Origin of the sequence: Brevibacillus laterosporus, assembly GCA_007833815.1 — a bacterium.
GTDB classification, from domain to species: Bacteria; Bacillota; Bacilli; order Brevibacillales; family Brevibacillaceae; genus Brevibacillus_B; species Brevibacillus_B laterosporus_D.
The window spans coordinates 738,092-763,963 of the sequence record CP033464.1 but is presented as its reverse complement, the minus strand read 5'-3'; the positions used below and the strand labels follow the sequence as shown (position 1 = coordinate 763,963).

Below are 25,872 nucleotides of genomic sequence, written 5' to 3'. Positions count from 1 at the left end.
GTTTTTGCTCCGGGTTTTTGTATTCCAGTAGTTTCCGCTAAAAAGATTAATTTACCTTGAAACTTTTCCTACATTCTGTCACGATTTTCGATATAATCATAGAGATGTAGATTTTGAGTAAATCATCAGTGAAAGACAATTATGTAAGAAATTATTCTTTTTTCATACAGCAAACGAACAATCAAACATAAAGCTAAAGGAGTTAATCATGAGTATTTTAACCGTACAAGGTCTAAGCCATGGTTTTGGAGACCGTGCTATTTTTAATGACGTTTCCTTCCGTCTATTAAAAGGGGAACATATCGGGTTAATCGGTGCTAATGGCGAAGGGAAATCTACCTTCATGAACATTATCACAGGGAAACTGGAACCGGATGAAGGTAAGATTGAATGGGCGAAAAATGTACGCGTAGGCTATCTGGATCAGCATGCCGTGCTACAACGCGGCATGTCGATTCGCGATGTGTTACGTGGGGCGTTTCAATATCTTTTTGACATGGAAGCTGAGATGAATGCAATCTGTGACAAGATGGCAGATGCTACTCCAGAAGAGTTAGAACAACTTCTTGAAGATATGGGGACCATTCAGGATACGTTAACTAACAATGACTTTTACGTCATTGACGCTAAAATAGATGAGATTGCTCGTGGACTGGGTCTAGAAGACATCGGTTTGGAACGAGATGTACAAGATTTGAGCGGTGGACAGCGTACCAAAGTATTGCTTGCTAAGCTACTTTTAGAGAAACCAGACATCCTATTACTAGATGAGCCGACCAACTATCTGGATGAACAGCATATTGAATGGCTAAAACGCTACTTAAATGAATATGAGAATGCATTTATTTTGATCTCGCATGACATTCCATTCTTAAATAGCGTAATTAACTTGATTTATCATATGTCTAATCAAGAGTTGGGCCGTTATGTTGGGGATTATGATAACTTCATGCAAATTTATGAGGCGAAAAAATCACAACTTGAATCCGCTTATAAACGCCAACAACAAGAGATCTCTGAGCTTAAAGACTTCGTAGCACGCAACAAAGCACGTGTATCTACTCGTAATATGGCGATGTCTCGTCAGAAGAAACTAGATAAAATGGATGTTATTGAGATTGCTAAGGAAAAACCAAAACCAGAGTTTAACTTTAAGGAATCACGCGCATCCGGCAAAGTGATTTTGGAGGCAAAAGATCTGGTTATCGGTTATGATGAGCCATTGTCTCGCCCGCTCGAATTGTATATGGAGCGCGGACAAAAAATCGCATTGGTTGGTGCGAATGGTATCGGTAAAACAACCTTAATGCGTAGCATTTTAGGTCAAATTCAGCCGATCTCTGGCGATGTGCGCATGGGTGATTACCTTCAGGTTGGTTACTTTGAACAAGAGATGAAAGGTAGTAATCCTAATACGTGTATTGAAGAAGCGTGGCAGGAATTCCCATCGTTCACACAATTTGAAGTGCGTGCAGCTTTAGCGAAATGTGGACTTACAACCAAGCATATCGAGAGCAAGATTGAAGTATTGAGCGGGGGCGAGAAGGCGAAAGTACGCCTATGCAAGCTAATTAACCGTGAAACCAATTTACTGGTATTGGACGAGCCAACGAATCACTTGGATGTTGATGCAAAGGATGAGCTGAAACGCGCCTTGAAAGCATACAAGGGTAGTATTCTAATCATCTGCCACGAACCTGAATTCTATCAGGATGTTGTGACTGATGTGTGGAATTGCGAATCTTGGACGACAAAGGTGTTTTAAGCATAGGTAAAATAGTGGCTAATAAAGTATAAAGATTTCAATGAAAGTGAAACACCCTAAACGTAGCTATGGGCTCGTTTAGGGTGTTTTCTTATTATCAGACTCTTACTTTTCTCTCATCTCTTTCGCTTTCCGTTCTTGACGTCCAATCACTCTTGCTTCAACTTGTTTTCATGAAAGCTGTACTTAGGGAAGATCGCCATTACTTTAAAGTAATCACCATCAATCTCAATGAGAAGCTCTCCACCTTGCAAATCCATAATACTCTTTGCTATGGCAAGCCCTAATCCTGAGCCTTCTGTATGGCGGGCTTGGTCGCCACGCTTGAAGCGTTCAAATAACTCATTTACTTCAAAGTTAATCTCGTAGGCAGAGACATTTTTGATCGTAAAGAGAACACGATCTACTTCTTCGTGTAGAGAGAGATAAACACGGGTGTTAGGTAAAGAGTACTTAATAGCATTACTAATTAGGTTTTCGAATACACGCCAAGTCTTTTTTCCGTCAACCTCTACTAACATTTTGGGCTGATCGCCATGTAGGCGGAAGGTTAGTCCTGAAGCAGGGATCTTATCAGTAAACTCGGCCAGTGATTGATTTAGAAGAGATACAATATCAACCTGTTCTACATGCATTTCAACAGAACCGCTAGCAACTTTGGACGCTTCTATCAAATCATCAATAAGTACCTTTAAACGCTGGGTTTTTTGGTCTAATACGCTAATGTACTCTTTAGATTCTTCTGGGGTCAGTGTGTCCTGTTTTAAAAAGCCTACATAATTAATGATCGAGGTAAGCGGTGTGCGCAAATCATGCGAGACATTGGTGATAAGCTCGGTTTTTAATTTCTCACTTTTCATTTGACTATCCAATGATTTTTTTAAACCTTCCCGCATATTATTGAGATTCTGGGCTAATTCTTTAAAATTCCCGTCCTTTGGCTCCTCTATGTGCAGGTTAAGCTGTCCTGCTGCCATATATTCCGTAGCTTTCATGATCTTGTTTAATGTACCTATTCTACGTAAGGTAAGTGGCACTACAAAAAATAGGTAAAACATGTTATACAAGAAGCCCAAGAGTATAAAGATACCACCATGTTCAACAATTCCCACGAGGATTAACAGACAACTAAATCCAAACCCAGCAGATAATATTGCTAGCAGTACCACCTTAAACAATAGACTTTTGTATAAGATGCTTTCTTGATAGATAATTTTTAGTTGATATATAAAACTCTTTTGCCATTGGATATGGAGCTGCTCTCGATCCTTCACAAGACACCAAGCTTCATATATATGCAAGGCGATATAAACAAACAGTAGCGCAAAAATCGTTAGTATAAAAGCGTGTGCTATACCAGGTGATGAATAGAAAAAGGACGTCTGTACTAATGAAATGAGCGTAATCAAACTAACGATTCCTAGTAAGAAAACACGAATATCAATCGGTATACGGCGTATCATCTGTGCCATTTTTTCTATGATTAGAACAGATTCATGCTTTTGTTTGAATAAATAGATCCCAATCCAGATAAGTCCTACAAAACTGACGATACCTACTAGACACTCTTTAAGCAGTCGGTCTCTGATTGATAGATTATACGTATAGTCGCTATGAACCTCATTTCCTTCACTTAAGGTAGCTGGAACCATGATATATCCGGACCAGTCAGCGCTTTTGAAGCGGTTATTAATCGCTGTGAGAGAATTAGGAGGATTAGAAATCGGAAATTTTGCATAGTATAGCGATTTTGCTTTTAATTCTTCTTCAGTAGGAAGATTATCTATGTTTTTATAAACCTCTTTGGTTTGTTTATTTTGAATATAGTAGTGAAAGGTACTATCTCGTATAGAAAGGCTGTGTGTAAGCTCCTTGAATATCTTATCTTTTTTAGGTAGAAGGTATTTCACAAGGTCTTTGGATTCTGCCTCATATTGCTTCTGTATTTCAGCTAGCTTTTGGGTTTGCCATTCTTCAATCTCGCCATCAGAGAGGTGGTTAACTTCTTCAGCATACTCAGAGTTGTAGTTTTGTTTTATTGCCCGTATTTTATCGCTTAACTCTGCCTTGTGTTCACGTTGTAAATCCTCCATGCGATCAGCAGGAAACTTTTCAGCAATTGATTTTTTTTCGTAATCTTTAAATTCTGTATATCTACGCTCCAAAAGAGCAGAGAACTGATCCAGTTTTGCTGTAAAGCTATAGGTGGAAAAGTAATAATCCTTGCTTAATTTTTGTTTGTTACCAAAAACATCAATCGCAGCTAGCAATGATAAAGCAAGTAAATAAAAGCTAACAATTAGCGCAAGTAAGGGTATATATTTACCCTTCAATTTTGTATCCAATGCCCCACACCACCTTTAAATATTTGGGCTCTTTCGGGTTGATTTCAATTTTTTCGCGAATTCTACGGACATGAACGGCCACTGTATTTTCCGCATTGTAATAGGGTTCCTTCCACACTTTTTCATAGATTTCCTCAATAGAAAAAACATGACCTTTATTAACCATTAACAGCTCTAGAATTTTGTACTCAGTCGCGGTCAAACGAATTTCTTCACCGTCCACCGTTACGGTTTTGGCATTTGTATTAAGGGTCAAACCACCGACTGTCGTTTCGCCTTCACGTACTTTGTAATTTCCTAAATTGGTATATCTGCGCAATTGAGATTTAACACGGGCAATTAATTCAACCGGATTGAATGGCTTGGTAATGTAATCATCAGCCCCTACGTTTAGGCCAAGTACAATATCGGTATCCTCGGACTTGGCTGAAAGCATGATGATAGGAATATTTTTCGTTTCTCTGATTGTAAAGGTTGCTTTAATCCCGTCCATAATTGGCATCATAATATCTAGTAGGATAAGGTGAATCTCTTCTTGTTCCAGAATCTCTAATGCTTCCAAACCGTTTTTCGCCTGAAACACGGAAATATCTTCATTGCGCAAATAGATTTTAATGGCTTCTCTGATTTCTACTTCGTCATCGACAACTAGCACCTGATATTTTGACATCTGTATCCACCTTTGCTTCATGTTCCTTTCATTTTGTCATAGGCTTATCATACAAACAACTTGTTACAAATAATGGGGGAGAAATCTTACGAATGTCTTAAGATGTAGAACATCATGATGCTCAAATAACAAAAATCCCCTTTCACCAAGTAACGTGAGAGGGGATATAGCTTTCTTTTTAATGACTTACCTGCCAAGGTCGCTTGGCTGAAGACGTATTAGGTACACCAGTAGGAAAGTGAGAAGGGTAAGAGTGTCTACAGGAGTGCGTGGCGGAATGTTCACGGCGTACGACCTTAGGGAGGGCACTTTGCTCCACACGTTGGCGTAATACAGCGGAGGAAGTGATTAGTCCTGGTGGTGTATACAATCTGATCGCTTCATTTGTACAAAAGGGACAATCAATTATCTCCGTAACACGATTCATGCTCATCGTTTCTTCAAATGGTCCGCAATCTTGGCATTGAAAGACGTAGGTTGGCATTTAGAAGCCCCTTTCTATAATAAAATGAGTACGTTCAGCAGATTTATTTTGGCAGAATATCACGATCGAAAATGGAGGTAGGGAGCCAGAGCGTACAACAAGCATTTGGAACATCCACTATGCCGCTATTCTGCCTTCGACGGGTGCTGTACTTAACAACATATAAGCTTGTTCGCCGGTATAACCACCAGCAAATTTGACGCCAGGCATATGACGGGAGCTTGCATAAATTCCGTGGGAATCCCAGATTGATTTGGCTGCTTCCGGGTAATGCTCGGTTAAAAATCCACCCCCATTCTCTCGGGCAATATTCCGTTGAAGCCCCATTCTGATCCTTGAATGGCTCCGATATCTAGAATATCAACAACCAATAAATCACCTGGTTTTGCACCATTGACCCAGATGGGACCGCTTAACACATGAACACGGTTGAGATTCACATCTCGAATGTCGCTGGGGTCATCGTTATTGGAGATTTGCCCATCAGTCCAGTCTTTGCATTCCATCCGAAAAACTGCGCCGGGATTCACGGAAACACTGGCGGGAATATCTGGATGCCAACGATTATGTCCCGGAGCCATCTGTTCTTCCATGGGTTTGTTCAAATCAACTTGAAATAAAACTTCCGGCATAGGAAACCTCCTTTTTCTGTGTTGCCTTTCTACCCATCCTATGTGGACAAGAGTAAAATCATTACTTTGTTGAATGAAACTGTTTCTTATTTGGATATGTTGGTAGATAGAGGTAAAATATAAGCTAGTCATAAGACTAGAGATATAGGGGATACGCGATGAATAATATTTTTTTGATTTTTAAAAGAGACGTAAAAAATATTGTGACGAATTGGGCAGCTGCCATTATTATTTCTGGACTTGTTTTCCTACCTTCTCTCTATGCTTGGTTTAACATTGAAGCTTCTTGGGACCCGTATGGGCAGACGGGTGGCATTAAGATTGCTGTGTCTAACTTGGACAAAGGAGCGGAACTACGCGGTAATAAGCTTAATATTGGCAAAGAAATCATTGCCTCATTAAAAGAGAATAAAAAGATTGGCTGGGTATTTCTTGATGAGGATAAAGCAATGAAAGGGGTAAAACATGGTGATTATTATGCGAGTATCACCATACCTGCCAATTTCTCGGAACGAATCGCAACTGTTTTGTCCAAAAACCCGCAAAAAGCTGAAATTATCTATAACGTAAATGAGAAAATTAATGCTATCTCGCCAAAAATCACTTCAAAAGGGGCGAGTGGTGTTACGGAGGAAGTAAATCGTAATTTTATCAAAACAGCAAACGGTACCATCTTCCGTATTTTTAATGAAATCGGCATTCAGTTAGAGAGTGAGTTACCTACGATTAAACGATTAATTGAGCTAATATACAAAGTAGAAGGCTCTTTCCCAGAAGTACATAAAGTTATTTCTACAGCTGGTGACGATCTGAAAAAAGCGGATGATATTTTAAAGAAGGCCCAAAATAATCTACCAGTGATAACGCATCTTGCCCAAGATGCTGAAAAGCTCTCTGTGCATGTAGGAGAGTTCTTGGATCACAGTGCAGATGCCATTGGAACCTTAACACCAACAATAAAAGAAAACTTATTGGTGATTCAACAAACCTCTGTGCTAACCGAAAAATTGTTTGGCATTCTACAAGATATTAGTTTTGTGCCCAGCTTGGCTAAAGTGGAGCTTGATCGCACCGCTGAACGCTTAGAGAGAGCAATAGGTGTCACGGATCGCTTGATAGGTGTGTTTGAGCCACTATCCAATTTAACAGGGAATCGTTTGCATTTCGTTACGGATAAGCTTAAAAATATAAAATCTACATTTGAAAAGCAACAAACCATTCTAACTACCATTGCAGATGCAATCGAGCGAGGAGAAAGACCCGCTGAGCAACTAGTTGATCAGTTCATTCAGTTGTCCAGAGACACATCGCAAGCTATTGATGACCTTATCAATCGATTTGATACCCAGATTGAACCGCTCATTATACAGGGGATTGAGAAAGCGAAAAAAGATGCTAATCAAGCGAGGTCAGTGCTCAAGGATGCAATCAATAGCATCCCAGATGTTCAAAAAATCTTAAATGATGCCGCGAAAGGACTATCATTGGGAAGTAAGGATCTTTTGCTCCTTCAAAAAAATCTGCCTGGGGTAGAAACGAAAATCAAAGACTTGGCGAAACGCATTAGAGCATTAGAAAAAGAGGGTAATTTAGAAGAAGTGATTGATCTATTGAAAACAAATGCAGAGAAAGAGAGCCAATTTTTCGCTGAACCAGTTATTTTAAAAGAAAATCGGTTATACCCGATTCCTAACTACGGATCAGCAATGTCGCCGTTCTTTACCACGTTATCCTTGTGGGTAGGTGCACTATTATTGGTATCCTTGCTAAGCGTAGAGGTTCATGATCATGAGCATTCTTTTAAAAGTTACGAGGTCTATTTTGGCAGGTATCTGACATTTGGAATGCTAGCCCTACTACAATCAGTTATGGTAACTATGGGTGATATGTTTATTTTAGGTGCCTATGTAGCAGATAAATTATGGTTTGTCTTATTCGGATTAATGCTTAGTGCGGTGTTCATGCTGATTGTTTATACGCTTGTCTCTGTTTTTGGAAACGTAGGGAAAGCGATGGCAATCGTGCTTCTGGTGCTACAGCTTGCCGGCTCTGGAGGGACATTCCCTATTCAAGTAACACCACCATTTTTCCAAGCTATCTATCCTTTCCTGCCCTTTACGTATGCGATTAGTATGATGCGAGAGGCTGTAGGTGGAATTTTGTGGGACGTTATCAATAAGGATATCATGATGATGACTGCCTACGCAGGAATTGCTTTGGTCATTGGATTAGCTTTAAAAAAATTCATAAATCGTTCGTCGGCTAAATTAGTTAAAAAAGCTAAGGAGAGCCAGCTGATTCACTGACACACGTAGCCTAAATAAATCAGCGTAAGTCTGTAATACAAATGAAAGACCGTTCCCACAAGTTGGGGAACGGTCTTTTACGTATCGTTATTTATTACTTGCTTGGAAGTAGTTCAGCTTTTGTGCTACCTACTTTAATTGTTGACTCAGTAGGAATCCACATGCCTGTGTTTTCATCGCGACCTTGTAGTACGAATTTAGGGTCTTGTTTTTTCATATCTTCTACCGCTAATTTGGAGGCTTGACCGATAGTGCCATCTTTTAGACGGTTTAGAATTAGAGCTAGTTTCGTATCAGGGAATTGAGTCATCATCTCATAATCGCCATTGCTATCGCCAGCTACAAATAGAGGACCATTTCCACCATGTTTTTTCACAAGTTCAGCTTTAATTACTTCTGTTTTTCCACCATAAACAGTTTTGAACCAATCTTTTTTGTACACAGGTTGAACGACACCTTTAGCATCCTTCTCCAATTGCATACCAATTACGTTTTCTTTTGGAATGTTATAGCCATACTTCGGATTTGAAGCAAATACTTCTACTACCTCTTCCATAGATGCAGACACAACGTATACGTCGATACCATTAGAGCGGAAGGTATTCATCATGTTAGCAACCTCTGGAGCCAGACGAAGACCGGAAGTGTATGTAACGCTGATTACGCCAGCTTTTCCACTAAGCGTTTTTGGACTTGTATAGTTAATTTTGCGAATGGCATCACCTAGACCGTAGTCATTGGAGGTTTCCGCTAGTGTTTGAATTTCATCAACGCTCATGTTAGTTAAGAAGTAAAGAACCCAAGGATAGCCTACATCGCTACCGTGAGAACCGTTGATTGCATCATATAAGAAGTACATTTTTGCGCGGAAATCGTTGAATTGGTCAGTTTTAGTGACTTCCTCTAAGGATTTTTTACCTTTGAAGCCTTTATAATTTTCATATAAGAATTTGTAGTCAGAAATGATATCAGCGGAAACATTTTCCATTGTAATCGCTTTGCCATCTACAGTTTTGTACTGATCAGCAAACGGACCCTTTGGAACGTTCATAACCAAAACCTTTGCAAATTCTTCTGGTGTTAATTTGAAAGTCAGATGATTGATTTGATAAATAAGTAGGGCTTCCTGAGTATCGTGCATGATGCTGGTGTTATCCCAGTCAAAAACAGCATAAGGCTTTTTATCTGCTTTGTAATTAGGGCTTTTTACACCATATTGATCAATCATTTTTTGAACGGCATCATGAGTTTTTTCAGCCCATTTACCTTGGTCAAGCAATGGTAATTGCTGTTGAGCAATTTGTGTAGCAGAAGCTGTTGCTAGAGGAGCAGCGAATGTTGGCGCGGCACCTAGCATAAGTGATAAGGATAAACCAACACTTAGAATTACTTTAGTTTTTTTCATGATTTTCTCTCCTTTATGGTGTATGTTGTTCATATAAACAATCAGGAATATCATGGGTATTCCCGACTATTTGCAGTGGGGATCTTACTAAATAGAGAGTGTGAAATGTTATACCCGGAAACGTTCAATCAAGCCGATTAATTCTCGAGAGATATGACGTAGTTCCTCAGATGATCCTTGAAGAGCTAGCATCGCTGTTACCTGAGACTCAGAGGACACGGACACATTTTGCATGTAATCAGCAGAAAGCTTAGCGATATGTGCTGTCTCATCAACAGAAGAAGCAATCTCTTCACTGGCAGCAGACATTTCCTCAGAAATTGCAGAGTTATCATGAATTTGTTCCGTTATATTTTTAATTTGTTGTAGGATGCGTTGGAAGGCTTCACCTGAATCTTGTACCATTTGAACACCGTTAGAGACGCTATGGTTTACATCATTCATAGATTCCATTGCACGATTTGTCTCTCCGTGTACTTCATTGATTAGGTTAGCGATTTTACCAGCAGACTCTGAAGATTGTTCTGCAAGCTTCCTTACCTCATCTGCAACCACAGCAAATCCTCTACCATGTTCTCCTGCACGGGCAGCCTCTATGCTTGCATTAAGAGCAAGTAGGTTGGTCTGGGAAGAGATGTCTGTAATCATATCTACAATTTTAACAATCTCGTTAGAACGATCTTGCAAGATTCTCACGACAGAGAGGGAGTGCTCTACAGATACACCGATGTTGCTCATTTGGTTTACTGCGTGCTGTACCGTGTTATTCCCGTTCTCAGCTTCTTGGGTCGTATCAAGCGAGAATTCCGCAATTGAGGAGGTAGATTCAGCAATTCGTTGAATACCCAATGCCATTTCTTCCATTCCTTTGGCACTTTCCTCTGTACGCATGAGCTGATTATCTGCTCCGCCTGCCACTTCTTTTACATTTTCAGCAATCTTGTCGATAGCCATAATATTAGTCTCCACATGGGAGGATACTTGGTCTGAGGATGCTACTAGCTTTTTGGATGCTGATACAATCTCTGAAATTAGATATTTAATGGACAATTGCATGGATTGCAGGGAATTAGCCAGGGTACCCAGCTCGTCTTTGCGCTGAAGCAAATGAGTTGGTACTTCATTGGTCAAATTACCTTCCCCAATTTCTTGCATGTGACCAATTAAGGTTGTAATTGGTCTAGAGAATTTACCAGCTAGAATAATAGAGGCTACCAGAGCAATAGCACCTAAGATTGCGCTCATGATAAGAATCAGGAAGAAGATATGATCGATGCTACTATTAAGCTCACTTTGTTCAATAAACGAGATATATTTCCAGCCTGTTTTCGGTGAGGTATAGACGTTCGTTAAAAAGTTTTGATTTTCCATAACGACATCCAGTTGACCTGTCGACATATCACTTAGTTGGGCTAACGTTTTATTTTCTAAGTCTTTCACATTTTTGGAGATCATCTCCGGGTATTGAGGATTGGCAAGTACAGTACCATCAGGTGAAATCATCATCACATGACCGGTTTCCCCAATCTTCATTCCTTTTAATACTTCCGTTAAATTTAGTAGGTTCGTATCAATACCAAGGACACCTACTGCTTTTCCGCTCATATCACGAAGCTGTGTAACGATACTAACAGCAATAGTATCTGTTCCTGACAAGATATAAGGATCGGTGATTACCGCTTGTCCGGGTTCTTGCATAGCATCTTTATACCAAGGACGTTCGCGGGGGTCATAATGTGGGCTCATATCTTTTGCAGGATACTGTGTATATCCGCTAAACTCAGTGGCTACAAATAAAGATGAAGTATTTGGATGGGCCTGAATGTAGCGTTTAAATTCCTGGCTCAGTTCAGCTTCTATACCGCCATTCGCCATGGCATTTATTTTAACTGTGCCAGATTCATTCTTATATGACTTGATCGTTGCATCTGTTTTTTGTAACAGAGCAGAGCTGGCAAGCATGGTCACATTCTCACGGATGGAATTAAAATAAATAGATACGCCATTATCCACTTGGGCTACTTCCTTAGTGTTAGCCTCCAAGAAATCCTGGTGAATCTGTTTTTTCATATCCAAGTAAACAACGCTACTAATAAGGGCGATCGGGATCGTAATACATAAAACAAATGCAATGATTAGCTTGGCTCTTATCGTATGAAACAAAGGCGTTCCCTCCCACATGCGAGTAACCCCTATCAACTTTTTCTAAATAAAAGGAAGTAGAGGCAGCATTTTATTTCTGTTCTATTAATTAATCGGGTAATTATGGAATAAAATGAAGGATTATTTCGAAAGAGCATAATCATGTTAATTATTAGTGGAGATATTGTTACATTTGTGTAAAAATTTTAAAAACAAAGATACTGGAGGGGGTTATCAGAAATTTTTTAGGTGGAAATGTCACAATAAGATATACATTTTATCAAGATGTTTAGAAGGTATATGGTGTTGGGGTGTCATAAAAAATTAGTCTTAACAAAATGATGTTCTAAATTTAACAACACCTACACAGCATATTAAAAAACAAAAGGTAAGATACAACTAACAAGTAGATAGTAATTGGGTTGGAGTCAGGGAGAAACCTCGATAGAAATTACCAAAAACTCTTTTTAAAAGAAAGTGTATTGGCAGGTTCTATTTGAGGTTTTTTTGTCTTGAACAGGAGGCGAATAAAAGACATGAACCAATCTGAGTTTTACGCCAGATTAGAAAAGCATAAAATCATTGCATCAATTAAACAGCCAAAATCCCTGGAACGTGCATTGGAGGCTCCAATCAGCGCTGTAGTGCTTTCTATCGGGAATTTGGGCACAATGAAACGCTATGTTGATTTGTTTCAATCACATCAGATTCCGGTTTTTCTTCACCTGGAACGCATGGGAGGCATTAGCTACGACCGGGAAGGCATGGCCTACTTGGGAGAGAATGTGAAGCCGACAGGAATCGTTACAACGCGTAACACGCTGATCAAATTAGCCAAAAAACATGGAATGCTTACTATCCAACGTTTGTTCTTAGTTGATAGCGATTCTTTGAAATCTGGAATTCATTCTATTCAGGAAACGCAGCCGGATGCAGTGGAGATTATGCCTGCCTTGTTGCCGGAGTACATCATTGAGTATCGAAACTCCCTTCAACAGCCGATTATAGCAGGTGGTTTGATCACAAAGCGTGAACAGATGGTGACTGCCCTTCAACACGGAGCCATTGCAGTGTCCTTAGGAAATCATCAGTTGTGGAAGGAGAATATGGGGAATGAAGAATTGCAGCTCTCTTCTATTTGATTTAGATGGAACCTTGCTTGATAGCAGAGAAGGAGTGGTAGACGCGGTTTATCACACGATAGAGGAGCATTGCCCTAGTTTGTTTACGAGAGCAGAAATAACAGATCGGTTTGGAGAAGCTTTGGAAGAATTCTTAGATGCGGTAGAAATAAGAATACATGAACATCAGGGACAAAAGGTTGCACGACTTGACCAGTCACAGCCAAATAATCTAAAGCTTTGGGATCGAGCAGCATATAGCAAAGATTATTTTGCCTACATGGAAAAGAATCATAACAGGCAAGTACATTTATTTCCGTTTGTGAGAGAAGGGCTAGAGGCTCTTCGACAAAAAGGGTTTCAATTGGCAGTTGTCACGAATAAACAACGTGAGTTTGCGCTCCAAGGCTTAGAAATGGGAGGCATCTTACACGTAATGGACACGGTGATCACGCTCGATGATGTAGCCCTTGGTAAACCCTCTCCTGAACCGATACAGAAGGCGATAGCAGACTTATGTGCTACGCCTGAAAAGACGCTGATGATAGGCGACAGCAAGTATGATCTCTTATCTGCTCGTGCGGCTGGTGTGCATAGCGTGTTATTGGAGTGGTATGGAGTAGGTCAGCGAATGCAAGAAAAGCCTGATTATCGATTTTCAACATTCCAAATGTTTGTCAATGAACTATTGCTAACCAGTGTACAAAGAAAGGGTGAGTAGAGTGGCAGAGGTTGTGCTAAAGCAAGTGGTGAAATCCTATCAACATCAACAGGTCGTAAAGGGAATGGATTTAGTGATTCCTGAGGGCTCTTTTACGGTTCTGGTCGGTCCTTCCGGCTGCGGTAAATCAACTACACTGCGGATGATAGCGGGACTTGAGAGCGTGACGGAAGGAGAGATCTGGATAGGTAATCAGAAGGTGAACGATGTGCCACCAGGTAAGCGAGATTTGGCCATGGTATTTCAAAACTACGCGCTGTATCCTACCATGACTGTCTTTGACAACATTGGCTTTGGATTGAGAAACCGTGGTGTTTCCAAAAAAGAGTGCAAGGTATTGGTAGAGGAGATTGCTGAAATCGTGGGACTACAGGATTATTTGAATCGTAAGCCAGCTCAGCTATCAGGCGGCCAGCGCCAACGAGTGGCATTAGCCAGAGCGATGGTCAAAAAACCAAAGGTGTTTCTCATGGATGAGCCATTATCTAATCTAGATGCTAAATTGCGGAACCAGATGCGAGTAGAATTAACTAGTTTGCATAAGCAACTAGGTACGACATTCGTATATGTGACACATGATCAGGTAGAAGCAATGACGATGGGGGATCAGATTGTCGTCATGAGCGAGGGGGAAATTAAGCAGGTGGCATCTCCTATCAATCTCTACCATGAACCAGAGAATCTGTTTGTTGCGCAGTTTATCGGTTCACCTTCCATGAACATTTGCCAACAGAGGGAACGAACAGGGATGATAGCAGGTTTTCGCCCGGAAAAAGTAATGATAAAGACAGAACAAGTAGTGGCTCAACATGAACAACATTCCTCACAGGCGACTATTTCGGGTTTCTCTAGTAAAGGCAATATTATTTCACGTGAAATACTCGGTTCTGATGTCTTGTATTACATAGAAACTGATTCGGAGCGAATCATTGTCAAGAAGGAGGCGGATCAACTTTTTCATATAGGAGCAGAAGTCATGGTATCAGTGCTTCCAGAACACCTCTATTTCTTTGACCCAACAACAGGAATGCGAAAGAATCCTCCTCAACTACCTTACCAAAAATCAGCAATCGCAGGAGGATTGGTGTGAATGGAAAAGGTGGCTACAACACAAACCAAACCGTTGCCTAATCCATCGGTCTGGTCTAGGGAACGGATGGTGAAAACGAAATTTTTTGAGAATGTACGTCCATATGCATACATTACTCCTGCTCTGTTGTTTTTTACGCTCTTTTTCTTCTTTCCGATCGGTTACATGATTTATCTTAGCTTTCATGATTGGTCGCTACTTAATTTGGATGCTATCGAGTGGGTAGGTTTTGCCAACTTTCGAGAGCTACTAAGTGAACCAGATTTTCACCTAGTCTTCTTAAATACCATTGTGTTTACTTTTGGCACTGTGTCTATCAGCATATTGTTAGCTTTTTTCCTGGCACTTTGGCTAAATCGAACAGCTAAGATTTACGGAATTATGCAAGCTGCTGTTTTTAGCCCTCATATCATTTCATTGGTGTCAGTATCTATGCTGTGGATGTGGCTCATGGACCCCCAATATGGCTTGTTGAACGCCCTGTTGGAATTCATCGGATTACCTGCTTATTCATGGCTTAGTGATACAAAAAGCGCTATGATTTCGCTTATTCTAGTTAGCGTTTGGAAAGGAGTAGGATATAACACGCTAGTCTTTATTGCAGGACTGCAAAGTATTCCGAAAGATCTCTATGAAGCTGCCGCGTTAGATCAAGCGAGCAAATGGAACACGCTACAAAAGATTACACTTCCCATGCTGTCACCGACCTTGTTTTTCCTGACAGTCATTAACATAATCTCCTCTTTTCAAGTTTTCGACACCATTTACATCATGACGCAAGGAGGGCCTGTTAACAGCACAAATATGCTGGTCTTTTATATCTATGAGCAGGGAATGGATTTTTATAATGGAGGAATTGCCTCTGCGGCCTCTGTCTTACTATTAGGACTCATCGGAGTTGTCACTTTCCTGCACTTTTTATTTATGGAAAAACGTGTTCACTACCGCTAGAAGGAGAGATGACAAGTGAAGCAAGTCGGACACCTTTCGCTTAAAGCGATTGAATGGATGCTGTTACTAGCAGTTTCGCTCATCTTTGTCTTTCCTTTCCTATGGATGGCGTTGACTGCTTTTAAAACATTGCCGGAGGTCTTTCAATTTCCACCTACCTGGTGGCCCGAATCTTTGCAGTTTCAAAACTTTTTAATCGCTTGGAGCTCAGGTCCATTCTTTACATATTTACTAAACAGTACATTGGTAGCGGTTGGAGTTTTATTTCTTCAGATTTTAACCGCTGTACCTGCTGCCTATGCTTTTGCAAGGTATCGGTTTCGGGGAAGGAACCTCTTGTTTGGATTAACTCTGATTGCTCTAATGATTCCGCCTCAAGTCATCTTTCTACCTATCTACGTGGAGATGAGTCATTGGGGGCTAGTAAACACGTTATGGTCACTGATTTTACCTTATGGAGCGAGTGCCTTCGGTATCTTTTTATTACGTCAAGCCTTTATGCAGGTACCAGATGAGGTAATCGAAGCGGCACGACTAGATAATGCATCTGAATGGAAAATCATGTGGACCATCATGGCACCTATGGCGAAGCATGTGCTGGTTACATTTGGACTGTTTAGTTTTATCTATCACTGGAATGATTACTTCTGGCCGCTCATCATGACCAATAGTAACGAGGTACGCACATTGCCTATCGGAATCTCCATGCTCAAAGCGGCGGATGGTGGTAGCCAATGGAATGTGGTGATGGCGGGAAATATGGTTTTGGTGTTCCCTATTCTGTTGATTTTCTTTTTTGCTCAACGCCATATTATTAGCGCGTTTGTCTACCAATCAAAATAAAAAAGTGATAACCAAGGAGGGCAAGAACGTGAAAAAGTGGGGCTTATCTATTCTGATGTGTACAGTAGGTTTGTCGGGAATGCTGGCGGGATGTGCTCAGCAGCAAGCAACAGGAACAAAAGAACAGGGGACACAACCAAAGCAGGAAGCAACGGCACCTAGTCAGCCTGTCGAGATTGATTTTTGGTATGCAGTAGGCGGTCACAACGGGGAAATGGTGCAAAAGCTGGTGAAAGAGTTTAATCGAACTCATAAGGATATTGTAGTCAAGCCTTCCTATCAAGGAAGCTACTACGAGAATCATACGAAGGTACTATCAGCAGTAACAGCGGGGAATCAGCCTGACGTTACTATGGTTGAGATTGCTTCCATTGGCGCTTTTGCTGATGCGAAGGTATTAGAGGATCTAGGGCCATATGCCGCAGGAGAAGAGAAGAAATACAATCCTGGTCTCATGGGCAACTCCTATTGGAATGAGAAATTATATGCCATTCCGTTTAATCGCTCCACTCCTTTGCTATACGTTAATCGAGATTTGCTGAAAAAGGAAGGACTTGATCCTAATGGGCCAAAAACGTGGGATGAATTACGTAGCTTTTCCCAAAAGTTAACCAAAAAGGATGGCGGGAAAACCAAAATATATGGTTTCTCCACACCAATTGATATCTGGTTCTATGAAGCGCTGGTGTTTGAGAGCGGAGGACAAATCTTAAGTGAAGATGGCAAGAGCTTAGTCATTAACACAGAGGCAGGTAAAGCGCCATTAGAATTCTGGATGAGTATGTTAAAAGAAGGCATTATGAAAGCTCCTCCAGGTGAAAAGTACAATGCATGGGATGTTGTCGCGCAGGACTTCTTAAATCAGCAGGTCGGGATGATCTTTACGACTACTGGTGAGTTGAAGGGTATGCGGGAAAAAGCCAAGTTTGATGTAGGAACGGCCTTCTTACCAGCTAATAAGGATTTCGGAGTACCAACAGGTGGAGCCAACCTGGTCATCCTACAAAAATCCTCTGATGCAGAAAAGAAGGCGGCATGGGAGTTCGTGAAGTGGATAACCGATACCCCACAAACCAGTGTATGGTCAGCTGAAACAGGATATATGCCAGTCACATCAGACGCAATCCAGTCAGCTGAAATGAAAAAAGTGTATGAACAGGATCCGAATTTCCAAGTAGCAGTAAAGCAGTTAGAATATGGCAAACCACGTCCAATGGTACCAGGTTATAAGGAATTACAGGAAGTGATCATGACAGAGATTCAGCGCATCATTTTAGGTCAGGCTACCATTGACGAAGCACTGTTAAAAGCTGTGGAAAAAGGCCAAAAATTGTTGAAGAAATAGGGAGATCATATGAGCTACTGCATGGCACATCGAGGTTGGTCAGGAAGAGCGCCTGAAAATACAATGGCAGCTATTAAACTTGCTTTAGCAGAACCGGGTATTCAAGCGATTGAGGTAGATGTACAGCTATCAAAAGATGGGGTTCCTGTGCTTATTCATGATTTTACACTAGAACGTACTACAAACGGGTCAGGGTTAGTCAAAGATCATACCTTTGAAGAATTGCGTGAATGGAGTGCAGGAGGCTGGTTTGCTGAAGAATTTTCACATGAAACGATTCCTGCCTTAGAAGAATTGTTTCAAGCTGTTTCGCATCATTCATGCCGCCTTAATGTAGAGCTAAAGACAGCAGGAAACCTATACCCCCTTCTAGCTGAAAAGGTTGTGGAGCTGGTAGAAAAATATGAACTGATTTCCCAGGTATGCCTAACGTCTTTTGATCATGAGATCATCAAAAGGGTCAAAGAGTTACAGCCTTCGATTAAAACTGGACTCATTATAGCGGGAAAGCCAGTTCTTTTGCGAGAACAGCTAGTAGAAACCGGGGCAACTATTCTTTCTATGGCGTATCCTTATCTGACAAAAGAATTTGTACAGACGATGATAGAAGAAGGCTACGAAATTTTTGCATGGACGATTGATGATGCTAGTGAGATCGAGCGGATAAGAGCTTGGCACCCAGATGTATGTATATGTACAAACCATCCTGATCGAATGCTTTCTTTAACACACTGAATCATAAGCGTAGTGCAAGCGTAAAAAAATAACAAAAAAGAGCTGTTACATGTAACTTATGTAATTGCTCTTTTTTGTTTTTTGATAGACATTTATAATTTAATGCTTTTTGGTAAATATATTCTTTATACATCATAATTTGATTTTAGAATTATTAACAATAGATAAAAAGACAAAAATGTTTTTATTTAGTTATACAAATAGACTGAGTCCTCCTTTATAATCTACAAGGGGAAAAGCTGTGATATTTTTTATTTTAGGAAGGAGAATTTCTTTTTATGGGAGCGGATGCAAAAAAACTCCGTTGGTATAATATCGCCTTAATGGCATTTGTATCAGTATGGGGATTTGGTAACGTTGTTAATAACTTTGCCAACCAAGGACTTCAGGTTATTACGTCTTGGGTTTTGATTATTGCCTTATACTTTATTCCTTATGCCTTAATGGTAGGACAATTGGGGTCCACCTTTAAAGATGGCAAGGGTGGTGTTAGTACATGGATTAAGGAAACAATGGGAGCTAATATTGCTTATCTAGCAGCATGGACCTATTGGGCTGTTCACATTCCTTATCTAGCACAAAAACCACAAGCGATCTTGATTGCACTAGGTTGGACATTTACGGGTAGCGGTAAAATTCTCAGCGAATTTTCTACCTTATCGATTCAAATAGCTTGCTTAGCTATCTTCTTATTTTTTGTATGGATTGCGTCTAAAGGTATTTCTTCCTTGAAGCGTATTGGGACAGTTGCTGGTATCTCAGTATTTGTGATGTCATTGTTGTACATTGTACTAGCTGTTACTGCACCAGCTTTAACGGGTGTTAGTGTGGCAACAACTAACATGACGGTTAGCACATTTATTCCTGAATTTAATTTTGCTTACTTTACTACCTTATCCATGTTAGTTTTTGCGGTAGGTGGGGCGGAGAAGATTGCACCTTATGTCAACTTCACTAATAACCCAACTCGTGAATTCCCTAGAGGGATGTTGATTCTGGCCATCATGGTTGCAGTGTGTGCCCTATTGGGTTCCTATGCTATGGGTATTATGTTTGATGCAAATCATATTCCTGCTGACTTAAAAATGAATGGTCAATACTATGCGTTCCAGATGCTTGGTAATTACTATGGAATTGGTAACACGTTCTTAATTCTATATGCAATCTCTAATACATTGGCTCAAATCTCAGCATTGGCATTCTCTATTGATGCGCCATTAAAAGTGTTGCTATTAGACGCTGATGAGAAATACATTCCAAGAAAACTATTGAAAACCAATGCCAAGGGTACTCCTACTAATGGCTATATCTTGACTGCGATTCTAGTAGGTATTCTCATCATAGTACCTGCATTGGGAATCGGTAATATGAATACATTGTTTAACTGGTTGTTAGACTTGAATTCCGTCGTTATGCCGCTTCGTTATCTGTGGGTATTCGCAGCATATATTGCTGTAATGAAAATGGCTGATAAATTTACGTCTGAATACCAGTTTGTGAAAAATAACAAATTTGGTTTGATAATTGGTGGATGGTGCTTTGTCTTCACGGTCTTTGCTTGCTTGATGGGGATGTTCCCAAAAGTGCCTGCCTTTACGGAAGAATGGTACTTCCAAATCACGCTTAATATCGTGACACCGTTCGTGTTGTTAGGTCTTGGTTTGATCCTACCATCCATTGCTAAGCTGACGAATAATAGATAAGTAGAAGAAGAGAATCCATCCTGTGCTTATACACGGGGTGGATTTTTTGATTTTCAAGCGAGGACAAGCTTTTGTCAAAAAAAGAGAAGGGATACTAGTAAAATATCAGTACAATGAAGGGGAGGATAAACATCGAAAGGGTGTCTCTAGTGGATCAACAGCTGAAGAATATGGAGGATCATAAGCAGGAAAATCAAAAGCCTGTAGCTTTTTTGGAGCAAATAGAGCTCGCAACAGATTGGCTACATCGGAGAGGGGCTTTTCTGACAACAAAGGTAGGAGAAGAGATCAACACGATGACAATTGCTTGGGGGAGCATTGGTTTTTTATTCGGCAAGCCAACGTTGACGGTTATGGTGCGTAAAAGCAGACATACCACCCAGCTCTTACAAGCTTCTCAAGAGTTTACGGTCAGTATTCCTTTTTCAGAAGATATGGGAGAAAAGCTTTTTGCTTGTGGGATGCAATCAGGTCGTACTGTGGACAAAATCTCTGCTTGCCAATTAACTCTTGTAGAGGCACAAGTTATTACAACACCTGTGATTGGAAATTGTGAGCGTTACTATGAATGCAAGCTGATTGTAGCCCAAGAGATTACTGCTCCTGTCCTATCTGCGGAAGTAAAGCAGGAACATGTGATAGAGGGTGACCCTTATTATTGTTATATGGGGGAGATTGTTCATTGCTAGTGGGAGGAAAAGCCGTTCTTCCACTTGAAATGTGTAAGTGAGGCGTGTGCCTGTGTCAGATGAACATGGTAAAGTATATTTCGGAATGTGTAGATAAAATTTCTGAGGTGTTAGTAGAAAGGTGGTCCATATGCAACAATCTATCGTAGAAATTAGTAAAAGTGTGCTACAAAGCTCTTTGGGAGTAAAAGCTGGTGAAACGCTCTTACTTGTAACGGATGACCAAAAGAAAAAGCTCGCGGAGGCTCTTTATAAGGCAGGAAAAAGTCTAGGAGCCCAAACCATGCTTATGGTTATGCAGGAACGTACAAAATCAGGGGAAGAGCCTCCTGCATCTGTAGCTATCGCTATGACGAAAGCTGACGTAGTCATTGGTATTACGGAGCATTCCCTCACACACACGCATGCAAGAAAGAATGCGGTAGCAGCAGGAGCAAGAGTGGCCACGATGCCTGGAATAACGGAGGATATGTTCCTGGCAGGAGCTATTGCAGCTGATTATGTAAAAGTAAAAGAAATGACTGAAGTGGTAACTAGTATGCTGACAGAAGCGAAACAGGTGCGAATTGACAAAGCTGGTTACTCGCTGAGCTTTTCCATCGAACAGAGAAATGGTGTTCCAAGCACCGGTTTGTATGTAAATCCAGGCGAATCAGGTAACCTGCCTTCTGGTGAAGCGTATATCGCTCCTCTAGAAGGAACAGCTACCGGGCAAATCCTAGTTGATGGTTCAATTGCAGGAATAGGTAAACTACATGAACCTGTCCTGCTTACTCTCGACCAAGGACGAATTATTTCAGCAGAAGGTCCAAGCGGCGAACAGCTATTGGAGATGTTGGGCGATGGAGATGGCCGATTGTTAGCAGAGTTCGGAGTAGGGACAAACGACAAAGCTCGTATCACCGGAGTAGTCTTGGAGGATGAAAAAGTATACAGCACAATCCATGTCGCTTTCGGAAGTAACAATACCTTTGGTGGAGTAATATCGGCAGGGGTACATATCGATTGTGTTGTCATGCAGCCAGACTTCTATCTGGATGAGAAACAAGTAATGAAACACGGGGAATTGCTTGGCTTGTAGGTGTAGAAAGCTTATTCTATCACGAGAAAAAGAGCGTTAGCTGTAATGGCTTACGCTCTTTTTGCTGAACATCTATCTTTACCTGTACCCGGTACGTAACAATTTGCTCGGTTTTTAGCTCTACATTGCCTGTAATCCAGCCTGATTCAGGAAATTCCAAGGCTTGTTGTAATGCGGTTGAAAGAAGAAATCGACAAACGCGAGCTGGTCAATTGTCATTTGGTTTTGAATGCAGACAGATAAGGTATTCATCGCTTGCGTCAAATCAGCTTTGGACATAATTTGGGCTCCAACGATACGACGGGAAGTCTTTTCATAGACTACTTTTAGTAACACTTTTTCATGTTCTGGCATGAATTCCGGGCGATAGCTGTCTTCGATTGTGATACTCTTCACATTCATAGCTAAATCGGAAGCTGCCCCTTCTGTTAATCCAGTGGAAGCAATGTTATACTCATAGATTTTAATCCCGGATGTCCCTTGTGTACCCATATAAGCAATTGTAGGAGTAACCAGGTTCTTAGCAACCAATGTACCCATACGTACGGCATTAGTAGCAAGAGGAATATAGGCGTGTTGCCCGATAGGATTGTAGTGAATCGCACAACTGTCACCAGCAGCGTACACATCTGCTTTGCTAGTTTGCATGTATTCATTAACGATAATGGCTCCATTACCCAACATGTCAACTTGCCCTTCAAGTAAGCCTGTATTTGGACGGAAACCGATGCACAGAATGACCAGATCAGTCTCGTATTCGCCTTTGGTGGTAATGACCTTTGAAACTTTACCGTCTATACCTTCAAATCTGGTAACAGTTTGACCTAGAGCAAGTATAACGCCATGATCTTGCAATTCTTTTTCGGTTATTTGGGTGAACTCTTCGTCTAGATAACGGTTTAAAATCCGGTCAACACTATCAATGAGAGTCACTTGTTTGCCATTCATCTCAAATGCTTCGACTAATTCAATACCAATGTAGCCAGCACCGACAACGACCACATTTTTAGCAGTCTTTGCTTTTTCGATAATAGTATTGGAGTGATTAAAATTTTTGGACAACACGATGTTGTCTAGTTGTATGCCCTCTAAATTAGGCATGATCGGCCATGAACCAGTTGTAACAATCAATTTATCAAAGGTATCTGTTACGTCTTCATTTGTATTTAAATTGCGAACTACTAGAGTTTTTTGATCAGTATCAACAGAGATAACATCGTGGCGCATATGCGTAACCACGCCCAGATCAGCTAATTGCGCTGGTGAAGAGTAGAACAATCCTTGAGGGTCTTTTACAACACCACCTACATACAAAGCTATTCCGCATGAAAGAAAGGAGATATTGTCATTTCGCTCATAAACCGTGATCTGAGCATCCGGATATAATTTGGCAGCAGTAACAATAGCAGCGGTTCCAGCGTGTGTGCATCCAATAACAGCAATTTTCATGGTGAGCCCTCCAAGTAGTTAGGATTTATGTGCAAACCGGTGTTTTTCTTTTGTACAATTAACACTGTGACAATAGTGTTTACGAGATTTATTATAGTGGTGACCTAGTAAAGATGACAGTGAACGTTTTGTGAATGTTATCACATTCACAAACTATGCTTTCTGACACCAAAAATGACATGCCTCCAAGTGGGGAAAATCGTACAGATATAGGAATAAAAGCAATAGTGAACATTTCTGGATACAGAATAAGAAATTTCCTTTTTCTTACAGATAAATCCTATACTTAGCAAAAGTGAGTAAAGAAGGATTAACGAGTGATAAAAAAAAATGTAGTGTGAAATTATTCACATACATTAAGGGCTCTACTGTTTATACTACCATCGAAGGATAACGTTATCGCTTTCATATACAAGAGAAAAGTAAAGAGGTAATGAATATCCATTTATCAAGTAAGGTAGAAAAAAGGGAGGATTCAACATGAAGAAGTGGATGTCTCTTATGATGGCTGCATTCTTGGCAGTTCCTGTACTGTCTGGATGTGGAAGTTCAACAACTCCGAGCACGACAGAAGGAAAGGCTACAACCGAGGCAGCAACTCCTCAAGATGAAAATACAGATATCGTGGTAATTGGTGCAGGTGGAGCTGGTCTATCTGCTGCGGTAGAAGCAACAGATGCTGGTGCCAAAGTAATCGTACTAGAGAAAATGCCGATGGTTGGTGGTAACACGACTCGCGCTACTGCTGGATTAAATGCTGCAGGGACGGAAGCACAAAAGAAAAAAGGAATTGAAGACAGCCAAGAGCTGTTTTACCAAGATGCAATGAAGGGTGGATACAATAAAAATAACCCTGAGCTTGTAAAAGTTCTGACTACACAAGCAAAAGATTCTGTCGTTTGGTTAGAGTCAATGGGAGCTGATTTGTCTGACGTTGGCCGTGCAGCTGGAGCTAGCGTAAGTCGTATTCATCGTCCCACAGGTGGAGCAGCTGTAGGCTCCAATGTTGTGTCTACTCTAAAAGATAAAGTGAAAGAGAAGAACGTTGATGTTCGTTTAAAAAATAAAGCGGTAGAAATTTTGAAGGATCAAGAAGGCAAGGTTACTGGTGTTAAAGCTGAGAATAAAGACGGGAAAGCTTACACGATCAATGCAAAGGCAGTAATCTTGGCTACAGGTGGTTTTTCGGCTAACCAGGACATGGTCATTTCTTACAAACCAGAACTAAAAGGCTTTGCTACAACGAACCATCCAGGAGCATTGGGTGAAGGTATTAAATTAGGTGAAGGCGTGGGGGCGAACCTAGTTGATATGGCTGAAATCCAAACACACCCAACTGTGGTTCCTGAAAAAGGTGTTATGGTAACAGAAGCTGTTCGCGGTAATGGTGCTATTTTAATCAATACAGACGGTAAGCGCTTCATCAATGAGTTATTGACTCGTGACGTAGTGTCTAAAGGTATTTTGGACCAAAAAGATGGCGTAGCATACCTGTTCTTTGATGAGGGTCTTAGAAAAGGTCTGAAAGCAGTAGAAGAATATTTCAACATGCAGTTAGTAACAGAAGCTGATTCTGTAGAAGAGTTGGCTGGTAAAATTGGTGTAGATAAAGACGCTATGACTCAAAGCGTGAAAACATATAATGATGCGGTAGCAGCCAAACAAGATAAGGAATTTCAGCGTGACGATTTGCCTCTCCAATTAAACCAAGGTAAGGTATATGCGATTCAAGTAACTCCTGCGGTACATCACACTATGGGTGGTCTACAAATCAACACGAATGCGGAAGTTATGAATAAAGAAGGCCAAGTGATTAAAGGCTTGTATGCAGCGGGTGAAGTTACAGGTGGCGTTCATGGTGGTAACCGTCTAGGTGGTAACGCTATGGCTGATATTGTCACATTTGGTCGCATTGCGGGACAAAACGCCGCAAAGGCCGCGAAGTAATCTTGTAAGCGAGAAAATTGAGGAGAGAACGATTATGAAAAAACTAATCTATCTAGTAGCCACGCTAGCAATGGCGGCGCTGATGCTAGCTGGTTGTGGAGCAGCAGACTCTACAAACACTGATACTGGTGCATTTAAAGATGGCACGTACGACGGTGTCGCTCGTGGTGCTAGTAGCGATATTAAAGTAGCTGTAGAAGTGAAATCGGGCAAAATTGATGCCATTAAGATTGTAGAGCACGAAGAAACACAAAACTTGATTGAAGCGGTTATGGAGAATACGATCCCTGAAATCATTGAAAAACAAAGCACGGAAGGCGTAGAGGCTATCTCTGGCGCATCTAAATCTAGTAATGCAGTAAAAGAAGCTGTAGATCAAGCTCTGGAAAAGGCAAAGAAATAATAACAGTAGTACCTACAGATAAAAGAATGAATCGACCAGTAGATG

The 25,872-nt window shown here is 40.8% G+C and carries 20 protein-coding genes and 1 pseudogene; 14 read left to right on the top strand and 7 right to left on the bottom strand.

Annotation, left to right across the window (positions count from 1 at the left end; translation table 11 throughout):
• Positions 1-208 precede the first annotated feature (208 nt).
• Positions 209-1,765, top strand: a complete 1,557-nt coding sequence (locus tag EEL30_04825; GenBank protein QDX91754.1) for an ABC transporter ATP-binding protein — start codon at positions 209-211, stop codon at positions 1,763-1,765.
• A 149-nt stretch (positions 1,766-1,914) separates the two neighbouring features.
• Here EEL30_04825 and EEL30_04820 read toward each other — a convergent pair whose 3' ends face one another.
• The 4 genes and pseudogenes from EEL30_04820 to EEL30_04805 form a co-directional block, all read right to left on the bottom strand.
• A complete protein-coding gene (locus tag EEL30_04820; protein ID QDX91753.1) occupies positions 1,915-4,110 on the bottom strand; it encodes a GHKL domain-containing protein in 2,196 nt (731 codons plus the stop codon).
• Entirely contained in the window at positions 4,088-4,780 is a 693-nt protein-coding gene (locus EEL30_04815; protein ID QDX91752.1) for a DNA-binding response regulator, read from the bottom strand. The genes EEL30_04820 and EEL30_04815 overlap by 23 nt, the downstream gene beginning before the upstream one ends.
• 178 nt (positions 4,781-4,958) lie before the next feature.
• Complete coding sequence (locus EEL30_04810; protein QDX91751.1) at positions 4,959-5,264, bottom strand: zinc ribbon domain-containing protein; 306 nt, start codon at positions 5,262-5,264, stop codon at positions 4,959-4,961.
• A 43-nt stretch (positions 5,265-5,307) separates the two neighbouring features.
• Positions 5,308-5,896: pseudogene (locus EEL30_04805) on the bottom strand (hypothetical protein).
• Between the two features lie 158 nt (positions 5,897-6,054).
• On the opposite strand from EEL30_04805, the gene EEL30_04800 reads away from it, so the two are divergent.
• Positions 6,055-8,202: a YhgE/Pip domain-containing protein gene (locus EEL30_04800; protein QDX91750.1), complete on the top strand. Its 2,148-nt coding sequence runs from the start codon at positions 6,055-6,057 to the stop codon at positions 8,200-8,202.
• 94 nt (positions 8,203-8,296) lie between these two features.
• Here EEL30_04800 and EEL30_04795 read toward each other — a convergent pair whose 3' ends face one another.
• Together EEL30_04795 and EEL30_04790 are read right to left on the bottom strand one after the other, a co-directional pair.
• Positions 8,297-9,607 (bottom strand): haloacid dehalogenase-like hydrolase, encoded by a 1,311-nt coding sequence (locus EEL30_04795; GenBank protein QDX91749.1) that lies wholly within the window; start codon positions 9,605-9,607, stop codon positions 8,297-8,299.
• Between the two features lie 108 nt (positions 9,608-9,715).
• Positions 9,716-11,788 (bottom strand): HAMP domain-containing protein, encoded by a 2,073-nt coding sequence (locus tag EEL30_04790; protein ID QDX91748.1) that lies wholly within the window; start codon positions 11,786-11,788, stop codon positions 9,716-9,718.
• A gap of 497 nt (positions 11,789-12,285) precedes the next feature.
• Here EEL30_04790 and EEL30_04785 point away from each other — a divergent pair, with 497 nt between their 5' ends.
• The 10 genes from EEL30_04785 (at position 12,286) to EEL30_04740 (ending at position 22,028) form a co-directional block, all read left to right on the top strand.
• Entirely contained in the window at positions 12,286-12,891 is a 606-nt protein-coding gene (locus EEL30_04785; GenBank protein ID QDX91747.1) for a glycerol-3-phosphate responsive antiterminator, read from the top strand.
• Positions 12,863-13,591: an HAD family hydrolase gene (locus EEL30_04780; protein QDX91746.1), complete on the top strand. Its 729-nt coding sequence runs from the start codon at positions 12,863-12,865 to the stop codon at positions 13,589-13,591. Before EEL30_04785 ends, EEL30_04780 begins: the two co-directional genes overlap by 29 nt.
• A 1-nt stretch (position 13,592) precedes the next feature.
• Positions 13,593-14,681 (top strand): ABC transporter ATP-binding protein, encoded by a 1,089-nt coding sequence (locus EEL30_04775; GenBank protein ID QDX91745.1) that lies wholly within the window; start codon positions 13,593-13,595, stop codon positions 14,679-14,681.
• Entirely contained in the window at positions 14,682-15,632 is a 951-nt protein-coding gene (locus EEL30_04770; protein QDX91744.1) for a sugar ABC transporter permease, read from the top strand. It begins immediately after the preceding gene.
• A gap of 15 nt (positions 15,633-15,647) precedes the next feature.
• Positions 15,648-16,475: a carbohydrate ABC transporter permease gene (locus tag EEL30_04765; protein ID QDX91743.1), complete on the top strand. Its 828-nt coding sequence runs from the start codon at positions 15,648-15,650 to the stop codon at positions 16,473-16,475.
• Positions 16,476-16,503: 28 nt separating this feature from the next.
• Positions 16,504-17,820 (top strand): ABC transporter substrate-binding protein, encoded by a 1,317-nt coding sequence (locus tag EEL30_04760; GenBank protein ID QDX91742.1) that lies wholly within the window; start codon positions 16,504-16,506, stop codon positions 17,818-17,820.
• 9 nt (positions 17,821-17,829) lie between these two features.
• The gene (locus EEL30_04755; protein ID QDX91741.1) at positions 17,830-18,555 is read left to right on the top strand and encodes a glycerophosphodiester phosphodiesterase; all 726 of its coding nucleotides are present in this window, start codon (positions 17,830-17,832) and stop codon (positions 18,553-18,555) included.
• Between the two features lie 278 nt (positions 18,556-18,833).
• Positions 18,834-20,258, top strand: coding sequence for an amino acid permease (locus EEL30_04750; GenBank protein ID QDX91740.1), 1,425 nt, complete (start codon positions 18,834-18,836; stop codon positions 20,256-20,258).
• 149 nt (positions 20,259-20,407) lie between these two features.
• Positions 20,408-20,947, top strand: a complete 540-nt coding sequence (locus tag EEL30_04745; protein ID QDX95671.1) for a flavin reductase family protein — start codon at positions 20,408-20,410, stop codon at positions 20,945-20,947.
• A gap of 130 nt (positions 20,948-21,077) precedes the next feature.
• Positions 21,078-22,028: an aminopeptidase gene (locus tag EEL30_04740; GenBank protein QDX91739.1), complete on the top strand. Its 951-nt coding sequence runs from the start codon at positions 21,078-21,080 to the stop codon at positions 22,026-22,028.
• A 120-nt stretch (positions 22,029-22,148) separates the two neighbouring features.
• Here EEL30_04740 and EEL30_04735 read toward each other — a convergent pair whose 3' ends face one another.
• Positions 22,149-23,477, bottom strand: a complete 1,329-nt coding sequence (locus tag EEL30_04735) for an NADH oxidase (GenBank protein ID QDX91738.1) — start codon at positions 23,475-23,477, stop codon at positions 22,149-22,151.
• Positions 23,478-23,957: 480 nt separating this feature from the next.
• Here EEL30_04735 and EEL30_04730 point away from each other — a divergent pair, with 480 nt between their 5' ends.
• The gene (locus EEL30_04730) at positions 23,958-25,424 is read left to right on the top strand and encodes a flavocytochrome c (protein ID QDX91737.1); all 1,467 of its coding nucleotides are present in this window, start codon (positions 23,958-23,960) and stop codon (positions 25,422-25,424) included.
• Between the two features lie 34 nt (positions 25,425-25,458).
• Positions 25,459-25,827: an FMN-binding protein gene (locus EEL30_04725; protein ID QDX91736.1), complete on the top strand. Its 369-nt coding sequence runs from the start codon at positions 25,459-25,461 to the stop codon at positions 25,825-25,827.
• Positions 25,828-25,872: the final 45 nt, after the last annotated feature.